The following is a 15686-nucleotide window of genomic DNA, read 5'->3' on the forward strand; positions in this document are numbered from 1 at the left end:
GACTCAAGGAGAACAATAAAAATGATCTTCACCCCGGAACACGAAGCCCTGCGCCGCACCGTCCGCCAATTCGTCGAGCACGAGATCAACCCGCACGTCGATGAATGGGAAAAGGCCGGGCGTTTTCCGATTCACGAGATTTTCCGCAAGGCCGGCGACCTCGGCCTGCTGGGGATTTCCAAGCCGGAAAAATTCGGCGGCATGGGCCTGGATTACAGTTATTCAATCGTCGCCGCCGAAGAGTTCGGCACCATCCATTGCGGCGGCATTCCGATGTCGATCGGCGTGCAGACCGACATGTGCACCCCGGCCCTCGCCCGCTTCGGCTCCGATGAGCTACGCGACGAATTCCTGCGCCCGGCCATCACCGGCGAGCAGGTCGGCTGCATCGGCGTCTCGGAAGTCGGCGCCGGCTCCGACGTCGCCGGGCTCAAGACCACCGCGCGCAAGGACGGCGACGACTACGTGATCAACGGCAGCAAGATGTGGATCACCAACTCGCCGAGCGCCGACTTCATCTGCCTGCTGGCCAACACCTCGGACGACAAGCCGCACGTCAACAAGTCGCTGATCATGGTCCCGATGAACACACCGGGCATCAGCCTCAGTTCGCACCTGGACAAGCTCGGCATGCGCAGCTCGGAAACCGCCCAGGTGTTTTTCGACAACGTGCGGGTGCCCCAGCGCAATCGCATCGGCCATGAAGGCGCCGGGTTCATGATGCAGATGCTGCAATTCCAGGAGGAACGCCTGTTCGGTGCGGCCAACATGATCAAGGGCCTGGAATACTGCATCGACAGCACCATCGAGTACTGCAAGGAGCGCAAGACCTTCGGCAATGCGCTGATCGACAATCAGGTGATCCACTTCCGTCTCGCCGAATTGCAGACCGAAATCGAATGCCTGCGGGCGCTGGTCTATCAGGCCACCGAGCAATACGTGAAAGGCCAGGACGTCACCCGACTGGCTTCGATGGCCAAGCTCAAGGCCGGGCGTCTCGGTCGCGAAGTCAGCGACAGCTGCCTGCAATATTGGGGCGGCATGGGCTTCATGTGGGACAACCCGGTGGCCCGCGCCTACCGCGACGTGCGGCTGGTGTCGATTGGCGGCGGTGCCGACGAAATCATGCTGGGAATCATCTGCAAACTGATGGGCATCCTGCCGGGGAAAAAGAAATGAGCACCCTGCCCGATTGCCAGACGCTGTTGCTGGAGCCGCATAACGGCGTGCTGCACATCACCCTCAATCGCCCGGAAAGCCGCAACGCCATGAGCCTGCAAATGGTCGCCGAACTGCGCGCAGTGCTGGCCGCCGTGCGCGATGACCGCAGCGTTCGCGCGCTGGTGCTCAGCGGCGCCGGCGGGCATTTCTGTGCCGGTGGCGACATCAAGGACATGGCCAACGCCCGCGCTCAGGGCAGCGATGCCTATCGCGAGTTGAACCGCACTTTCGGGTCGTTGCTGGAAGAAGCGCAGCACGCGCCGCAAGTGCTGATCACCGTGTTGCAGGGCGCGGTGCTCGGGGGCGGTTTCGGGTTGGCGTGCGTAAGCGATATCGCGATGGCCGATCATCAGGCGCAATTCGGTCTGCCGGAAACCAGCCTCGGCCTGTTGCCGGCGCAGATCGCGCCGTTTGTGGTGCAGCGCATCGGCCTCACTGAAGCCCGCCGCCTGGCCCTGACCGCCGCGCGTTTTGACGGCCATCAGGCGCGGCGCCTGGGGCTGGTGCATTTTGTCGAGCAGGATCCCCAGGCACTGGCCGAACGGCTGGATGAAGTGCTGCAACATGTCCTGTGCTGCGCCCCCGAAGCGAATGCCGCTACCAAGAAATTACTGCTGGCCAGCGCCGGCCAGCCGTCGAGTGAATTGCTGGATGAAGCGGCGCAGTGGTTCAGCGAAGCCGTGACCGGTGCCGAAGGCATCGAAGGCACGATGGCGTTCGTGCAAAAACGCAAACCCGGATGGAGCACCTGACCGTGTGGGAGCGAGCTCGCGATAAGGCCCTCCAATCCACCGCCTACATTCAGGAAAAACCACCATGCCCGCCCTCCACAAAATCCTGATCGCCAACCGCGGTGAAATCGCCTGCCGCATCCAGCGCACCGCCCAGGCCCTCGGCTATCGCACCGTCGCGGTGTTCAGCGACGCCGACGCCGATGCGCTGCATGTCCAAATGGCGGACGAGGCCGTGAACATCGGGCCGGCGCCAGTGCAACAGTCCTACCTGAACATCCCGGCCATCCTCGACGCCGCCCGGCGCAGCGGTGCCGACGCGATCCATCCCGGTTATGGCTTCCTTTCGGAAAACGCCGGGTTCGCCCGAGCCTGCGAACAGGCCGGCCTGACCTTCATTGGCCCCAGCGTCGAAGCCATCGAACTGATGGGCAGCAAACGCCAGTCGAAAATTGCCATGCTCGCTGCTGGGGTGCCGTGCATCGCCGGCTATCAAGGCGCCGAGCAGGACGACGCGACCCTGACACGCGAAGCCGAACGCATCGGTTATCCGCTGATGATCAAGGCCAGCGCCGGCGGTGGCGGACGCGGCATGCGCCTGGTGCATCACGCCGAGGAGCTGGCGGCGCAATTGCGCACCGCCCGCTCCGAAGCCTTGAACGGTTTCGGCAGCGATGAACTGATCCTCGAACAGGCGCTGATCGAACCGCGCCACGTCGAAGTGCAGTTGTTCGGCGATCACCACGGCAACCTGATCTACCTCGGCGAGCGCGATTGTTCGATCCAGCGTCGCCACCAGAAAGTCATTGAAGAAGCACCGTGCCCGGTGATGACCGAAGAACTGCGTCAGGCGATGGGCGAAGCGGCGCTCAAGGCCGGACGCGCGGTGAACTACGTGGGCGCCGGCACTGTGGAGTTTCTGCTCGACGCCCGTGGCCAGTTCTACTTTCTGGAGATGAACACCCGGCTGCAGGTCGAGCATCCGGTAACAGAGTTGATCACCGGGCTGGACCTGGTGGCGTGGCAACTTTTGGTTGCCGAGGGCCGTCCGCTGCCGCTGACGCAAGCGCAGGTGAAACTCGATGGGCACGCCATGGAAGTGCGTCTCTACGCCGAGGATCCGGCCCAGGGATTTCTTCCGCAGACCGGACGAGTCGAAGCCTGGGCGCCGGCACTGGATCGGGGGGCGCGGGTTGATCACGGACTGATCGAAGGTCAGTCGATCTCACCGTTCTACGACCCGATGCTCGGCAAACTGATCGCCCACGGCGCGACCCGCGAAGAGGCCCGGCGCAAACTGTTGTGCGCAGTGCAGGACAGCGTGTTGCTCGGCGTGCAGAGCAATCAGCGACTGCTCGCCAGTCTGTTGCAGCATCCGCAGTTCATCAGCGGTGAATTCAGCACCGGGTTTATCCCGCAACACTTCGCCGACCATCCATGCCTGCACCCGCATACACCGAGTGCCGAAGAACTCGCGGTGGCGGCGTTGCTGTTTTATCAATCCTGCGCCGGGGCGCATCGTTCACCCTTGGCCGGTTGGCGCAACAATGCCGGGGCGCCGTTGCACTATCAACTCGGTCTCGACGACCAGACGTGGAGCGTGCAGTTGCTCGCCGCCCCGGACGGCATCGTTCGGGTTCAGGTGGCTGAACGTGCCTTCGAACTGAAGCTCATCGAATACAACAAACGCTCGATATCCCTCGAAATCGAAGGCCTGCGCCGGCGCCACGCCTATCGGCTGTACGACGACCAGCTCTGGCTGTTCACCCGTCCCGGCAGCCTGCGCCTGGTGGATCGAACTCATGCCGTGATCGACAGTCAGACCAGCGTCAGCACCGGCACCTTGAAAGCCCCGATGGATGGCGCAATCATCGACGTGCTTGTCAGCGAAGGCAGTCCGGTCAGCAAAGGCCAGTTGCTGGTGGTGCTGGAAGCGATGAAAATGGAGCACCCGCTCAAGGCCGGCATCGATGGCGTGCTCAAGCGGGTGCAGGTCAAGGTCGGCGATCAGGTCAAAAATCGTCAGGTTCTGTTGCAGGTCGAGTAGTCGCCGCGCGCATCCGCAAGGTTTGACTACGCTCTGAATAATCAGGACGCGGAAATCAGGAACCCTGCGATGCCCCATTGGCTGGTCATTGATCTGGAAGCCACCACCGATGAAGGTGGCTGGCCGGTTACGGAAATGGAGATCATCGAGATTGGCGCCACCCTGGTGGACCGTGCCGGTCGCGAGCAGGATCACTTTCAACGCTTCGTCAAACCGATGCGTCGGCCACTGCTGACGCCGTTCTGTCGTGAGCTCACGCATATCACTCAGGCCAACATCGACGCGGCGCAACCGCTGACCGACGTCTGGCCGACGTTCGAGCGCTGGCTCGGTCAGCACCAGACACGCCTTGAAGGCTGGGCCAGCTGGGGCGATTACGACCGCAAGCAATTGCTTCAGGAATGGCAGCGCCTGCAACTCGACAGCGCCCTTAGCCGCGTGCCGCACATGAACCTCAAACAACGCTTTGCCAAGGCCCGACGCCTCGAACGGCCTCTGGGACTCAATGGCGCCCTGCAACTGGCGGGCATGCAGTTCACCGGTCAGCAGCATCGAGCACTGGAAGATGCGCGTAATACCGCCCGATTATTACCGCTGGTGCTGCCGCTCTAGCGCAGGTGACGGCGCCCTGAGCCTTGTGCATACTGGCCGACCTTTTTGACCCTTTTAAGCCCTTTTCGAGAGGAATCGCCCATGTTTAAAGTCAACGAGTACTTCGACGGCACCGTCAAGTCGATCGCCTTTGGCACTGCTGAAGGTCCTGCGACCATCGGCGTCATGGCCCCGGGCGAATACGAATTCGGCACCAGCCAGCGTGAAATCATGCACGTGGTGTCCGGCGCACTGACCGTCAAACTGCCGGACAGCAGTGACTGGGAAACTTTCGCTGCAGGCAGCCAGTTCAACGTGCCAGCCAACAGCAAGTTCCAGCTGAAAGTGGCCGTCGACACCGCTTACCTGTGCGAATACCGCGGCTGAAACCACGGTTTCCTGCGACAATAAAAAATGCCCGTGTCCTTGGACACGGGCATTTTTCGTTTCGGGGCAGATTACTCGAGGATTTCCACCGGCATGCCGACTTCGAGTCGACCGTTGCTGTCATTGACCAGGTTCTGACCGAACATCGCACCGTCGGCCTGGGCGCGGGTCTTCTGCAGAGTCGCCAGCGGTTCGCGGTCTGTGCTGCGCTCACCGGTTTTCGGGTCGATGGTGGTGAGAATGCACCGCGAGCAGGACTTGACCACGCGGAACTCGACATCACCGATGCGGATGCGCTTCCAGCCATCCTCGGCATACGCCTCACTGCCTTCGATCACCAGATTCGGCCGGAACCGCAGCATTTCCAACGGACGCCCGACTTCCTGCGACAGATGTTGCAGCGACGCCTCACCAATCAGCAGTAGCGGGAAACCGTCGGCGAACGCCACCTGATCGTCATCGTTGCCGTACCCGGCCGCAGTCGTGCGGGCGCGATCCAGCGGCACTTGCACCAGGCGCGTCGGTTTGCCGATGAATTCGCTGACCCAGCGGGCCGCTTCTTCGCCGGCATCCGGCACGCGCAGGGTGTCACGCCAGATGGTCACGCCGCGCAGTTCGGCTTCGTTGCCGGGCAACGCGATATCAATCGCCGAATGCCCCGGCGCATCGAGGGTCAGGCCACCGTCGGCATTCCACAGCGCCGACAACTGGCTCATCTTCGCTTCGGCACGTTGAGTCAGGAAACGCCCGCTGGCCTCGTCCACCAGCATCCAGCGTCGATCGCCCTCAAGCCCCAGTTTGTCCAGGCCGATCCCTTGCAGAACCTCGCCCTTGCCGGATTTCAACGGGTAACGATAAAGCGCGCTCAGACGCAGCATGGCCAGCTCCCTGATGGGTGAAAAACGCCACCCTATACGAGCTGGGTCGCCGAATCAAAGGCCAGAGATTGAGGAAGCGAACTTGCTCGCTTCCACTGCAACCGCTTTGTGATCAGGCCGGTACTTCGTCGAGCATCAGGCGCTGGCGCACCACGTCGACCAGTTTGTCCGGCTGGAACTTGGAGAGGAAGTTGTCGCAACCGACCTTCTTCACCATCGAGTCGTTGAAGCTGCCGGACAGCGAGGTGTGCAGCACCACGTACAGGCCACGCAGACGCGGGTCGTTGCGGATTTCGGTGGTCAGGCGATAGCCGTCCATTTCCGGCATTTCCGCGTCGGTGAAGATCATCAGCAACTTGTCGGTCATGTTGACCCCAGTGTCGGCCCAGGCCTTGAGCATGTTCAGGGCCTTCAGACCGTCGCTGGCGATGTGCATCTTCACGCCCAACTGGCCGAGGGTGTCGCGCAACTGCGACAGTGCAACATTGGAGTCGTCCACCAGCAGCACTTCGCGGCCACGGGCGCGCTCCAGGACCGGATCGTCGAGTTTGTCGCGGGAAACCTTGGCGTTGTACGGGACGATTTCGGCGAGGACTTTCTCGACGTCGATGATTTCCACCAATTGATCGTCGACCTTGCTGATGGCGGTCAGGTAATGCTGGCGGCCGGCGCTGGTCGGCGGTGGCAGGATGGCTTCCCAGTTCATGTTGACGATGCGATCCACACCGCCGACGAGGAAAGCCTGCACCGAGCGGTTGTACTCGGTGACGATGATCGTGCTGTTGGGGCCCGGCACCAGCGGACGCATGCCGATCGCCTGGGACAGGTCGATTACCGGCAGGGTCTGGCCGCGCAGGTTGACCACACCGCAGACAAACGGGTGACGCTGAGGCATCAGGGTCAGCTTCGGCAGTTGCAGGACTTCCTGAACCTTGAACACGTTGATCGCGAACAATTGGCGCCCGGCCAGCCGGAACATGAGAATTTCCAGGCGATTCTCACCCACCAGTTGCGTGCGTTGGTCTACCGTATCGAGAATGCCGGCCATCAATGACTCCTGGGCTTGTTCTGGTGAATTCACTAAAGGGGGTTATCGGCTGATTCCGGCCAATCTTGATCCCCATACAAATCACCTACAAAATGCCATGAGAAGGCATTGATGTCACATTAACATCATGCTTTACTGGCCCCGTGATTTCATCTGCTACATTCTCTGCGGCGCGACCTCGGTTTGCGCGGTAGGTTCCCGTGTCTAAGGGATTCCCCTAGTAACAATCAGGCCCAACCTGATGTTCGCAATATCCAATAGCCATTAATGTGACGCCATTCTCATTGCATGAACGGAGTCAGGCTTTTGTGTGCGATCGCAGGTCAGTGGAACCCCATCCTCTCGAAACCCCCGGCACAAGCCTCCTCGGCACTGCAGGGCGCGATCTCACGACGGTTCATGATCGTCGACACACACGACATTCGCTCATCAGACATGACGTTGTGGAGATAAGCATGCCGAACGACCGTAAAGAGTGGGCGCAGCGCTTCCCCGAATTTCTTGTCGAGGCTGAAACGCTCCTGGCCAAGTCCGAAGAGTGCCTGAGTCATTTGCAACTGATCAGCAATGACAAGGACGCCATCGACTGCATGCTCAGCACCCTGCTCAAACTGGCGAACAAGGCCGATGCCCTTGCATTGGTGGCCGTGTCCGAGTTCTGTCTGCACCTGCATGGCCTGCTCACTCAGACGCAGGATCATGTCGACCTGCATGCCCAGGCGCTCGACGCCCTGAAAGATTGCTTCACCTTGATGGCCTGGCAACTTGAACTGGTCGACCAGAGCACCGGCCAGTTGAGCCTGGACGAAAGCGAGCAGACGTCCCTCATCGAAGCGTTCGCCTTCCAGGTGGGTCAGAGCCAGTTTCAACCGCCGCTCAGTGCCAAGCCCTTGTCTCTCGTGTCCTATTCGGAGCGGCAAGCGTAATCGAGTGCACGCCGGGCCCATTGCAGCCCGTTAGTTCGAGCCATCGAATGTCGCAATTGAATAACTCATGCCTGCCAGCGACATCCTCAAATAAATAATTACGCGTCAACATGCAGACTGCCCAGCGCTGAAGTCAGGGTTTACCTGTGTATGAAAAATGAAAACTTCAGGTTTCATCGATAATTATCGATTCCAATAATTCAACTTTTTCCATTATGGAACTCGCGTCCAACATGGTGTATTTCCTGACTCTTTGGACATATAGGGCGAACGCGACCAACGGTATGTTAAGTGGTATTATGCCGCGCGTTAGTTGCTTTCACTTAATGGCACAGTGACTTCAATGATCGGTCTGCTCCGAAGTTGACAGTCAATTATCGATCACTGAACCGTATTGAAACCAACAACCTGAACCACAGATTTTCAGACAGAGACCGCCAGCCACTCTGACCGGTCTGCCCGCAGCGAACATCCATTGGCTCCATCCGCTATGTACGCCAGCCTCAAGTCAATCGCCACATGGCCACCCTCCCGAGAAAACGCGCGCAGGTTCACGCTCACGCTTTGCATTGGCGCGGCAGTGGGCAGTCTGCTGACTTATGGTTTGTCCGCGCCGCTGTCGTTTGGCCTGCTGCTGATCAATCTGGCAGCCGCCGCTTGCGTCTTTACCCAGCATCGCCTGTCGCGTAAATCGATCAAGTTCCAGCCTCAGGAACTGGCCGACCGATTACTCGAAGTCCAGGAAAACGAACGTCACCGTCTCAGTCGTGAACTGCACGATGATATTGGTCAGTTGCTGACCGCCGCCAAACTGCAAAGCGAATGGCTCAAGCGACGGCTGCCGGACGACTTGCAGGAACAGTGTTCGGCACTCTGCGACACCCTTGAGGAAACCCTCAACAAAGTTCGCGATGTTTCGGCCATTCTCAATCCACGGCAACTGACCAGCCTGGGGCTGGAAGCCAGTTTGCGCGCTCATCTGCTCAAGACACTGACCAACACCTCGGTGCACTGGAGCCTGGACTGTCAGCAGCGTTTGAACGGCATCCCTGAGGAAATGGCAGTCGCCGCCTTCCGCATCACCCAGGAAGCCGTGACCAACATCCTGCGTCATGCGCAGGCCAAGAACCTGCTGATCCGCGTGCAACGCCTTCCCCAAGGCTTGACCCTGCTGATCAGCGATGACGGTCTGGGCTTTGCCCCGGCCGCCAATCCGGGTCGTGAAGGACAACGAGGCATGGCCGGGATGGCCGAACGGATCGAGCAACTGGGCGGCACCCTGAGCGTGACGAGCGAACCGGGCAAAGGCACTCAAATCGAAGCACTATTCCCCTGGGCGCCCCGTGCACTCGAGCGGGCCAGTACGAATAAGGTTATGCGTTGACTTGTAACTTACTTCTGGTGGATGACCACTCGCTGATCAGAGCCGGCGTGCGCGCTCTGGTGCTGGATATTCCCGGTTATGCGGTAATCGGCGAGGCCAATGACGGCTCGCAGTTGCTTGAGATGGTCGAGCAACTGAACCCCGATATCGTCTTGCTGGATATTTCCATGAAAGAAACCGGCGGCCTCGAAGCGTTGCAACGGCTCAGACGGGTTCGTCCGCACAGCAAAGTGCTGATCCTCTCGATGCACACCGATCCTGCACTGATCATGCAGGCACTGGAATCCGGCGCTCACGGTTACTTGCTCAAGGACACCACGGCGACCGAGCTCGAACACGCGCTGGAAGCCCTGCGCAACAACGAGCGCTACCTGAGCCCGGCCATCGCCCACACGGTGATCAATCAGGCACTGACCCGCAATCAGAAGCTGCAACCGGAAGTCGCCGACTCACATAACCTGACAGCGCGCCAGCTGGAAATCCTGCGCCTGATCGTGCGCGGCAAGTCCACCCGCGAGATCGCCAATGGTCTGGGCCTGAGCATCAAGACCGTGGAAACCCACCGCTCGCAGATCATGAAACGCCTGCAGATCTACGATGTGGCCGGGCTGGTGCTGTTTGCCGTGCGGGAACAGATCATCAGTCTGGACGACTGAAGCACCGCGTCCTGCCCAACAGCGGCGAGTTCTCCGGCAAATGCACACGCAGTGCCGCCGGACGCGCCGCAAACCGCAGACTGTCTCCCTCCAGGGGCTCGCCATCAAGATTGATGCAGAGCCCTTCGGCCACCTTGATTTCGACCCACGGCAAACGCGTGCGCACAAACATGTTGTCGATGCCGAACCCGTCGCTGAGCAGGGTTTTCAGCGTGCCGACCAGCTCCTGAGGTGCCGGCAGGATACTGATATCCAGCAGGCCGTCATCGGCCAGTGCCTCTGGGCACAATACATGCCCTCCACCCGCCTGGCGGCCATTGCCGATACCCAGCGCGAGCAGCTCACCGCGCCAATGGAAATCCGGCCCCTGCAATTCGCCATAGGCGGCGTGCAACTCACTGAATCGCGACAGGCCCGTAAACAGATAGGCCGCGCCCCCCAGCACCTTTTTCAGATCTTCCGAGGTATTGGCGGTGACCTGACTGCCAAAGCCGCCCGTGGCCATGTTCAGGAATATCTGCCCGCCCACCTCCCCCAGATCGATGTCACAGGCAGGCGCATCAAGCAATTCGAGTGCCTCATCCGGTTCCAGAGGAACACCGGCCGCGCGGGAAAAGTCGTTGGCGGTTCCCAGTGGCAACAACACCAGACTGGCCTTGCCCGGGTGAGCCGCCAGGGCCTCGGCGATATCGCGCAAGGTACCATCGCCACCGCCAGCAATGATTTGCCCGAATCCGGCAGCCAGCGCTTCTTCGACCAGACGCTGGGCATCGCCGGCTTCCCAGGTCAGGCGCACCGCCAATTCCCAGCCCTGTCCGCGTTTGCGTTCAACAGCGGCGCGAACCGCTTCGTTGAGTGCCTGCTTGCCATGCAGAATCAACAATGCCCTGCGTTCACTCATTTTGGTCACTCCCGGAATTGAATCGGTTCGGGACATCTTGACCCTCACGGCACGCAAAAGAGCCGCGGCAATCCCAAGTATTTCCAGCCCCCCCTTTCACGCGTCCTACAAGGCGGTATTTTTTCGTACGGAATGTAAGGAATCGGCTCAATTGACCCGTCCTGGCCATTGGTACACCGTGTGTCGGTGGCAACAATCTTCAACCCGATCACACAAGGATGTGCAGGTAATGAGTCAATACATCATCAGGACTTTCGATCATTCGAGTAGCCGTTTCTGCCGGCAGAAACTCATGGCAGCAGGCGGGAATTTGCATGCACAGCCATGAAGCAAGAATGCCATTGGGCCCGGTTGCTCCCCTCTCCGACAGTCGTGCCAGTCAAAGGGCCGAATTCAACAGCTGTGCCAAAAACACTGGAGAAACCGTTATGGAACCTCGTGTCACCGAGCTGGAAACCCACCTCAAATACATCCGCCGTGACATGGACGAAGTAAGAGGAGACGTCAAAGCCATCAAGCACCGTCTCGCCTACTCCGCAGGTGCCACAGCGGTGGTTCTTGGATTGTTGGGCTGGGTTGCCAATAGTCGCTTCGATCAGCTCGTTGCACTGATCAGCCGCTGACGGACTGAAATGCAGGCCCACACGAGCCTGCATTTCAATGATCAGCCGAGAAGTTCACTCAGGGGAATGAAAGGCACCATATCTCCCTGGGTCAGGGTGCGCCCCTCCTGCACCTCCACCAATCCATCAGCCCAGGCGGCGCTACGCAGAACGCCCGAGCTCTGGTTTCGGTAGATCGTTGCCTGTCCCTGTTCCAGGCGCCCCCGCAGGAATTCACGCCGATTGCCGGCCTGGGGCCAGACGAATCCAGCCGGGACTGGAAACTTGAGTGGCTCGACATCCTGCACACCCTGACGACGCAGCAGATAGGGCTTGGTCAACAAGGCAAACGTCACCAGGGTCGACGCCGGGTTGCCGGGCAGGCCGATGACCGGAACACCACGGAAATGACCAACAGTCAAAGGCTTCCCGGGTTTGATCGCCAGCTTCCACAGTGTCAGCTCACCCTCTTCCCTCAGTGCAACACCGAGAAAATCCGCTTCACCAACCGATACGCCACCGGTCGACAGTATCAGGTCGGCCTCTTTGAGTTCCCCAAGACGTGCGCGGGTGGTGGGCAAGTCATCCGGAAGAATACCGGCATCCAGCACTTCACAGCCCAAACGCTGCAGCCAGCTGCACAGCACCACCCGGTTGCTGTTGTAAATCTGTCCCGGGCCCAGTGCCGTTCCCGGTTCGACCAACTCATCGCCGGTGGACAGCACTGCCACGCGGATCTGGCGGACCACGTCAAGACCGGCGCAGCCCAAAGACGCGGCCAGCCCTTGCTCGATCGGACCGAGCCGGGTTCCCGCGGACAGGATCAACTCGCCCACGGTGGTTTCCTGCCCCTGCGGGCGGATGTTCTGTCCGGACACCATGGTCTCGATGAACCGCACTCGTTCGTCGGCCTCGATCACCGCGTTTTCCTGCATCTCGACGCAATCGGCGCCCGGCGGAACGGGTGCGCCCGTAAAGATGCGGGCGCAGGTGCCCGGCTCCAGCGGTTCAGGCGACTGACCGGCAAAAATCTTCTGGCTGACCGGCATTGGCTCACCGGTCCAGTCGGCCAGGTTCAAGGCATAACCGTCCATGGCACTGTTGGGCCATGGCGGCAGATCCAGTGTCGAAACCAGATCCTGCGCCAACACGCGCCCCTCGACCTGCGCCAGTGGCAGATACTCGGATTCGACAATCCGCGAGGCGTCAGCCATGTCCAGCAGACGCGCCAGGGCCACCTCGACCGGCATCAGGCTGCCGGTCTTGCCAGGCTTACCCGCGGGATTCACAGGGAGCCGCCTGTTTCAGATGAGGGACGAAATTGCACGGGCGGTGCCGCGAATCCAGTTGTTCAGCCAGGATGCCATCCCAACCGGTACGTACCGCGTTGGTCGAACCCGGCAGACAGCAGACCAGCGTACCGTTGGCCAACCCTGCCAGGGCACGGGACTGCACAGTGGAGGTGCCGATGTCGGCAACCGAGATCTGGCGGAACAGCTCACCAAAACCATCGACTTGCTTGTCCAGCAGGCACCCAACGGCTTCGGGTGTACTGTCGCGCCCGGTGAAGCCAGTGCCCCCGGTGATCAGCACCACTTGCACGACGTCTTCGGCAATCCAGTGGGCGACTTGCGCACGGATTTTGTACAGGTCATCTTTGAGCAATACCCGCTCCGCCAGGTTGTGGCCGGCAGCCGTCAAACGGTCGACGAAGACCTGGCCGGAGGTATCGGTTTCCAGAGTGCGGGTGTCGCTGACCGTCAGTACCGCGATATTGAGCGGTGCGAAAGGTACATCAGCCTTGGCTTTCATAGGCTCATCCAGTTGTAGGAGAAACAGCCCGGTGTTATATCACAGCGCCCCCTTTTTTCGCCGAACCTGCGGAGAGTTGCCATGACTTCCAATACCCGATTGCCGCCCTGTTCCGTCCTGTTGCTGGCCGGTGGACGAGGCCAGCGCATGGGCGGTCAGGACAAGGGGCTGATCGAATGGCACGGGGAACCACTGATCGCTCATTTGCAGCGCAAGGTTCGTCCGCTGACCGACGACCTGATCATTTCCTGCAACCGCAATCGCGAACGCTATGCACCCTTTGCCGATCAATTGGTCTCGGATGACGAGGAAGATTTTCCCGGACCATTGGCCGGTATTCGTGCAGGTTTGCGAGCCGCCCGCCATACGCATCTGCTGGTGTTGCCATGCGACGTACCGCGAATCGACCTTCCCTTGTTGCAGAGCATGCGCGAGGCCGCCAGCCTGCACCCTGAAAATCCTCTGATGCTGCGTCACGACGAGCACTGGGAACCGCTGCTTTGCGTGATTCCCGTGGCGCTTTTGCCCGCATTCGAAGAGGCCTGGCACGAGGGGGAGCGCAGTCCTGGCCGGCTCATGCGCAGCCTTGGCGCCCAGGCCCTGATTTGCCCGGACAACGACCCACGGCTGGCCAATCTCAATACCCCGGAACTGTTAAGCTCTCATAACACTGTGTCAGACTGACCGCGTTCAAGGAACTCTCACGCCTTGTATACGTCTACAAGCTCAGTAACCAAAAGAATTCCCTTCGGAGACAAACACATGACTCAACGGACTCTCGCCACTTTCATGCTCGCACTGGGCCTGGCCACCCTCGCCGGTTGCGCTTCGCCAACTGTGATCACCTTGAATGACGGTCGCGAAATCCAGGCCGTCGACTCGCCTAAATACGACAAGGATTCGGGCTTCTACGAATTCGAACAACTGGACGGCAAGCAGACTCGCATCAACAAAGATCAGGTTCGCACCGTTAAAGAGCTGTAAGCGACGCCAGATACAAAAAAGCCCGCATTTTGCGGGCTTTTTCGTGGGCGGTTGAAAGTGGATTGCGCTATGGATCACCAGTCCAGCGTGATCCGGCTTTCAAATTCACGCGCCTGACCCGTGACCGGATCGATGAACCGCAAACCCTGCGCCAGAAGCTTGAGCGGTTTGGCGTAATCATCCTCAACGTCCTTCAGCACCTCGGGATAGAACGGATCGTTACAGATGCTGGCGCCCAGCGACGTCATATGCACCCGCAACTGGTGTTTCTTGCCGGTCACCGGATACAGGCCGTAGCGCCAGAGGTCACCGTTCTTTTCCCGCACTTCCACTGCCGTTTCGGTGTTGCTGACACCTGGGCCTTCCTGCATACGGAAAAACGGCTCGCCATCGACCATGCGGCTCTTGTGCACCAATGGAAAATCCAGCTCCGGCAATGCAGCAGCGATGGCTTCGTAGCGTTTTTCGATTTGCCGTGTCGGGAACAATGACTGATACGCCGAGCGCGTCTGCGGATTGGCCGAAAAAATCACCAACCCGGCGGTGTGCCGGTCAATCCGGTGCAGCGGCACCAGGTGCGGATTGTCCAGTCGGCGAATCAACCGGCGCAGCAGCGTTTGCTCCACGTACTCCCCTGCCGGTGTCACCGGGAGGAAATGAGGTTTGTCTGCGACGACCAGATGTTCGTCCGCGTAGAGAATCGACTCGACCACCGGAATCGGCTTTTCATCCGGCACTTCGCGAAAATAATGGATGCGCAGGCCTTCCTTGTACGGCAAGTCCAGCGCAATTGGCTGGCCTTCACCATCCAGCACCCGACCTCGGGCAATCCGGTCCAGCCATTGATCGCGTCCGATGGCACTGAAGTGATCACACAGACAATCGAACACTGTCCGCCAGTCGCCGGGAGGCAGATAAAGCGTGCTGGCCTGATTCTGTGCGGCGGAAAATGTAGATGTGCTGGACATACGGAGAACTCGAACCCTTAAAGCAGAGCGGCATTATCCAACACAGAGAGCAGCAGACCTAGCGCAGAATCAGGCGGGAATCGATTTGAGGGCCGCCGCCTCAGTGAATTCCTTCAGCCAGCGCAATACATCGACGGCCTCCCAGCGGCCCGGATCGTACAAGGCGTACAACAAGCCCTGATAACCCACCACATCCAGTTGCTTGTGATATCCGGCGCGCTGGAACAACGCCTCGATCTCGGCAAAACAGGTATTGAAATGCAGCTTGTTGAACGGCGTCTTGCCTTCCGTGACCAGACCGTCCAGGCGCAATTCGTGGACGGCTTCGCGCACCACGTCAACCGACATCCGGTTCACGCTGCTTTTCAACTGTTCGACATTGACCACGGTTCATCCCTCTGACGTCCTGGCTGCCCTGCCTGATGCCCCAAAAGGACACAGCACGACGAGCCCACTCAATTACTGTATGAACATACAGTAACCGAATAAACCCGAGAGTGCCAAGGATCGATGACCGTCGCGATGAATGGCCAGGTCGGAACAACGTCGA

Annotated in this window: 18 protein-coding genes; 11 read left to right on the forward strand and 7 right to left on the reverse strand. The window is 59.9% G+C overall.

Translation table 11 applies throughout. From position 1 onward, the window contains the following. The first annotated feature begins 21 nt into the window (after positions 1 to 21). From atuD to ppnP, 5 genes are all read left to right on the forward strand, one after another. Complete coding sequence (atuD, locus tag AC1RR7_RS24990) at positions 22 to 1179, forward strand: citronellyl-CoA dehydrogenase (protein ID WP_096821105.1); 1158 nt, start codon at positions 22 to 24, stop codon at positions 1177 to 1179. Further along, positions 1176 to 1973 carry an enoyl-CoA hydratase-related protein gene (locus AC1RR7_RS24995; RefSeq protein ID WP_273535389.1) on the forward strand — a complete coding sequence of 266 codons (798 nt, stop codon included), beginning with the start codon at positions 1176 to 1178 and terminating at the stop codon, positions 1971 to 1973. Before atuD ends, AC1RR7_RS24995 begins: the two co-directional genes overlap by 4 nt. Positions 1974 to 2037: 64 nt before the next feature. Beyond that, on the forward strand, positions 2038 to 3999 hold the full coding sequence (locus AC1RR7_RS25000) for an acetyl/propionyl/methylcrotonyl-CoA carboxylase subunit alpha (RefSeq protein WP_493158652.1): 1962 nt from the start codon (positions 2038 to 2040) through the stop codon (positions 3997 to 3999). A 69-nt stretch (positions 4000 to 4068) separates the two neighbouring features. Next, complete coding sequence (locus tag AC1RR7_RS25005; RefSeq protein WP_493158653.1) at positions 4069 to 4611, forward strand: 3'-5' exonuclease; 543 nt, start codon at positions 4069 to 4071, stop codon at positions 4609 to 4611. An 81-nt stretch (positions 4612 to 4692) separates the two neighbouring features. Then, complete coding sequence (ppnP, locus tag AC1RR7_RS25010; RefSeq protein WP_007940055.1) at positions 4693 to 4977, forward strand: pyrimidine/purine nucleoside phosphorylase; 285 nt, start codon at positions 4693 to 4695, stop codon at positions 4975 to 4977. A gap of 71 nt (positions 4978 to 5048) precedes the next feature. Here ppnP and AC1RR7_RS25015 read toward each other — a convergent pair whose 3' ends face one another. Together AC1RR7_RS25015 and AC1RR7_RS25020 are read right to left on the reverse strand one after the other, a co-directional pair. Next, the gene (locus tag AC1RR7_RS25015) at positions 5049 to 5855 is read right to left on the reverse strand and encodes an MOSC domain-containing protein (RefSeq protein ID WP_102620430.1); all 807 of its coding nucleotides are present in this window, start codon (positions 5853 to 5855) and stop codon (positions 5049 to 5051) included. 112 nt (positions 5856 to 5967) lie between these two features. Beyond that, entirely contained in the window at positions 5968 to 6903 is a 936-nt protein-coding gene (locus tag AC1RR7_RS25020; RefSeq protein ID WP_034155209.1) for a chemotaxis protein CheV, read from the reverse strand. 455 nt (positions 6904 to 7358) lie between these two features. Here AC1RR7_RS25020 and AC1RR7_RS25025 point away from each other — a divergent pair, with 455 nt between their 5' ends. The 3 genes from AC1RR7_RS25025 (at position 7359) to AC1RR7_RS25035 (ending at position 9869) form a co-directional block, all read left to right on the forward strand. Beyond that, on the forward strand, positions 7359 to 7829 hold the full coding sequence (locus AC1RR7_RS25025; RefSeq protein WP_096821100.1) for a hypothetical protein: 471 nt from the start codon (positions 7359 to 7361) through the stop codon (positions 7827 to 7829). Positions 7830 to 8319: 490 nt separating this feature from the next. Continuing rightward, the gene (locus AC1RR7_RS25030; protein ID WP_096821099.1) at positions 8320 to 9213 is read left to right on the forward strand and encodes a sensor histidine kinase; all 894 of its coding nucleotides are present in this window, start codon (positions 8320 to 8322) and stop codon (positions 9211 to 9213) included. Then, positions 9210 to 9869, forward strand: a complete 660-nt coding sequence (locus tag AC1RR7_RS25035) for a response regulator (RefSeq protein ID WP_096821098.1) — start codon at positions 9210 to 9212, stop codon at positions 9867 to 9869. The genes AC1RR7_RS25030 and AC1RR7_RS25035 overlap by 4 nt, the downstream gene beginning before the upstream one ends. On the opposite strand, the gene yegS is transcribed toward AC1RR7_RS25035, so the two are convergent. Beyond that, on the reverse strand, positions 9853 to 10770 hold the full coding sequence (gene yegS / locus AC1RR7_RS25040; RefSeq protein WP_096821097.1) for a lipid kinase YegS: 918 nt from the start codon (positions 10768 to 10770) through the stop codon (positions 9853 to 9855). The two genes, AC1RR7_RS25035 and yegS, sit on opposite strands and share 17 nt — an antisense overlap. 314 nt (positions 10771 to 11084) lie before the next feature. Between yegS and AC1RR7_RS25045 the strand changes: the two genes are divergently transcribed. Continuing rightward, complete coding sequence (locus AC1RR7_RS25045; protein ID WP_173861321.1) at positions 11085 to 11393, forward strand: hypothetical protein; 309 nt, start codon at positions 11085 to 11087, stop codon at positions 11391 to 11393. Positions 11394 to 11434: 41 nt separating this feature from the next. Here the strand turns inward: AC1RR7_RS25045 and AC1RR7_RS25050 are convergent, their stop codons facing one another. Continuing rightward, complete coding sequence (locus AC1RR7_RS25050; protein WP_102620433.1) at positions 11435 to 12661, reverse strand: molybdopterin molybdotransferase MoeA; 1227 nt, start codon at positions 12659 to 12661, stop codon at positions 11435 to 11437. Further along, on the reverse strand, positions 12645 to 13184 hold the full coding sequence (moaB, locus tag AC1RR7_RS25055) for a molybdenum cofactor biosynthesis protein B (RefSeq protein WP_096821094.1): 540 nt from the start codon (positions 13182 to 13184) through the stop codon (positions 12645 to 12647). Before moaB ends, AC1RR7_RS25050 begins: the two co-directional genes overlap by 17 nt. A gap of 81 nt (positions 13185 to 13265) precedes the next feature. Here moaB and mobA point away from each other — a divergent pair, with 81 nt between their 5' ends. Together mobA and AC1RR7_RS25065 are read left to right on the forward strand one after the other, a co-directional pair. Further along, a complete protein-coding gene (gene mobA / locus AC1RR7_RS25060) occupies positions 13266 to 13868 on the forward strand; it encodes a molybdenum cofactor guanylyltransferase MobA (RefSeq protein WP_102620434.1) in 603 nt (200 codons plus the stop codon). A gap of 78 nt (positions 13869 to 13946) precedes the next feature. Continuing rightward, on the forward strand, positions 13947 to 14168 hold the full coding sequence (locus tag AC1RR7_RS25065; protein WP_085710733.1) for a YgdI/YgdR family lipoprotein: 222 nt from the start codon (positions 13947 to 13949) through the stop codon (positions 14166 to 14168). Positions 14169 to 14242: 74 nt separating this feature from the next. Here AC1RR7_RS25065 and AC1RR7_RS25070 read toward each other — a convergent pair whose 3' ends face one another. Then, positions 14243 to 15136, reverse strand: coding sequence for a pseudouridine synthase (locus AC1RR7_RS25070; protein WP_102620435.1), 894 nt, complete (start codon positions 15134 to 15136; stop codon positions 14243 to 14245). Between the two features lie 69 nt (positions 15137 to 15205). Beyond that, positions 15206 to 15523 carry a transcriptional regulator gene (locus AC1RR7_RS25075; RefSeq protein ID WP_085730606.1) on the reverse strand — a complete coding sequence of 106 codons (318 nt, stop codon included), beginning with the start codon at positions 15521 to 15523 and terminating at the stop codon, positions 15206 to 15208. Positions 15524 to 15686: the final 163 nt, after the last annotated feature.

The organism is Pseudomonas sp. GW821-FHT11G12, from assembly GCF_058808055.1.

Coding starts and splice junctions, on each gene's coding strand:
- atuD (WP_096821105.1), top strand. CDS start 22: ATGATCTTCACCCCGGAACACGAAGCCCTGCGCCGCACCGTCCGCCAA.
- AC1RR7_RS24995 (WP_273535389.1), top strand. CDS start 1,176: ATGAGCACCCTGCCCGATTGCCAGACGCTGTTGCTGGAGCCGCATAAC.
- AC1RR7_RS25000 (WP_493158652.1), top strand. CDS start 2,038: ATGCCCGCCCTCCACAAAATCCTGATCGCCAACCGCGGTGAAATCGCC.
- AC1RR7_RS25005 (WP_493158653.1), top strand. CDS start 4,069: ATGCCCCATTGGCTGGTCATTGATCTGGAAGCCACCACCGATGAAGGT.
- ppnP (WP_007940055.1), top strand. CDS start 4,693: ATGTTTAAAGTCAACGAGTACTTCGACGGCACCGTCAAGTCGATCGCC.
- AC1RR7_RS25015 (WP_102620430.1), bottom strand. CDS start 5,855: ATGCTGCGTCTGAGCGCGCTTTATCGTTACCCGTTGAAATCCGGCAAG.
- AC1RR7_RS25020 (WP_034155209.1), bottom strand. CDS start 6,903: ATGGCCGGCATTCTCGATACGGTAGACCAACGCACGCAACTGGTGGGT.
- AC1RR7_RS25025 (WP_096821100.1), top strand. CDS start 7,359: ATGCCGAACGACCGTAAAGAGTGGGCGCAGCGCTTCCCCGAATTTCTT.
- AC1RR7_RS25030 (WP_096821099.1), top strand. CDS start 8,320: ATGTACGCCAGCCTCAAGTCAATCGCCACATGGCCACCCTCCCGAGAA.
- yegS (WP_096821097.1), bottom strand. CDS start 10,770: ATGAGTGAACGCAGGGCATTGTTGATTCTGCATGGCAAGCAGGCACTC.
- AC1RR7_RS25045 (WP_173861321.1), top strand. CDS start 11,085: ATGCACAGCCATGAAGCAAGAATGCCATTGGGCCCGGTTGCTCCCCTC.
- moaB (WP_096821094.1), bottom strand. CDS start 13,184: ATGAAAGCCAAGGCTGATGTACCTTTCGCACCGCTCAATATCGCGGTA.
- mobA (WP_102620434.1), top strand. CDS start 13,266: ATGACTTCCAATACCCGATTGCCGCCCTGTTCCGTCCTGTTGCTGGCC.
- AC1RR7_RS25065 (WP_085710733.1), top strand. CDS start 13,947: ATGACTCAACGGACTCTCGCCACTTTCATGCTCGCACTGGGCCTGGCC.
- AC1RR7_RS25070 (WP_102620435.1), bottom strand. CDS start 15,136: ATGTCCAGCACATCTACATTTTCCGCCGCACAGAATCAGGCCAGCACG.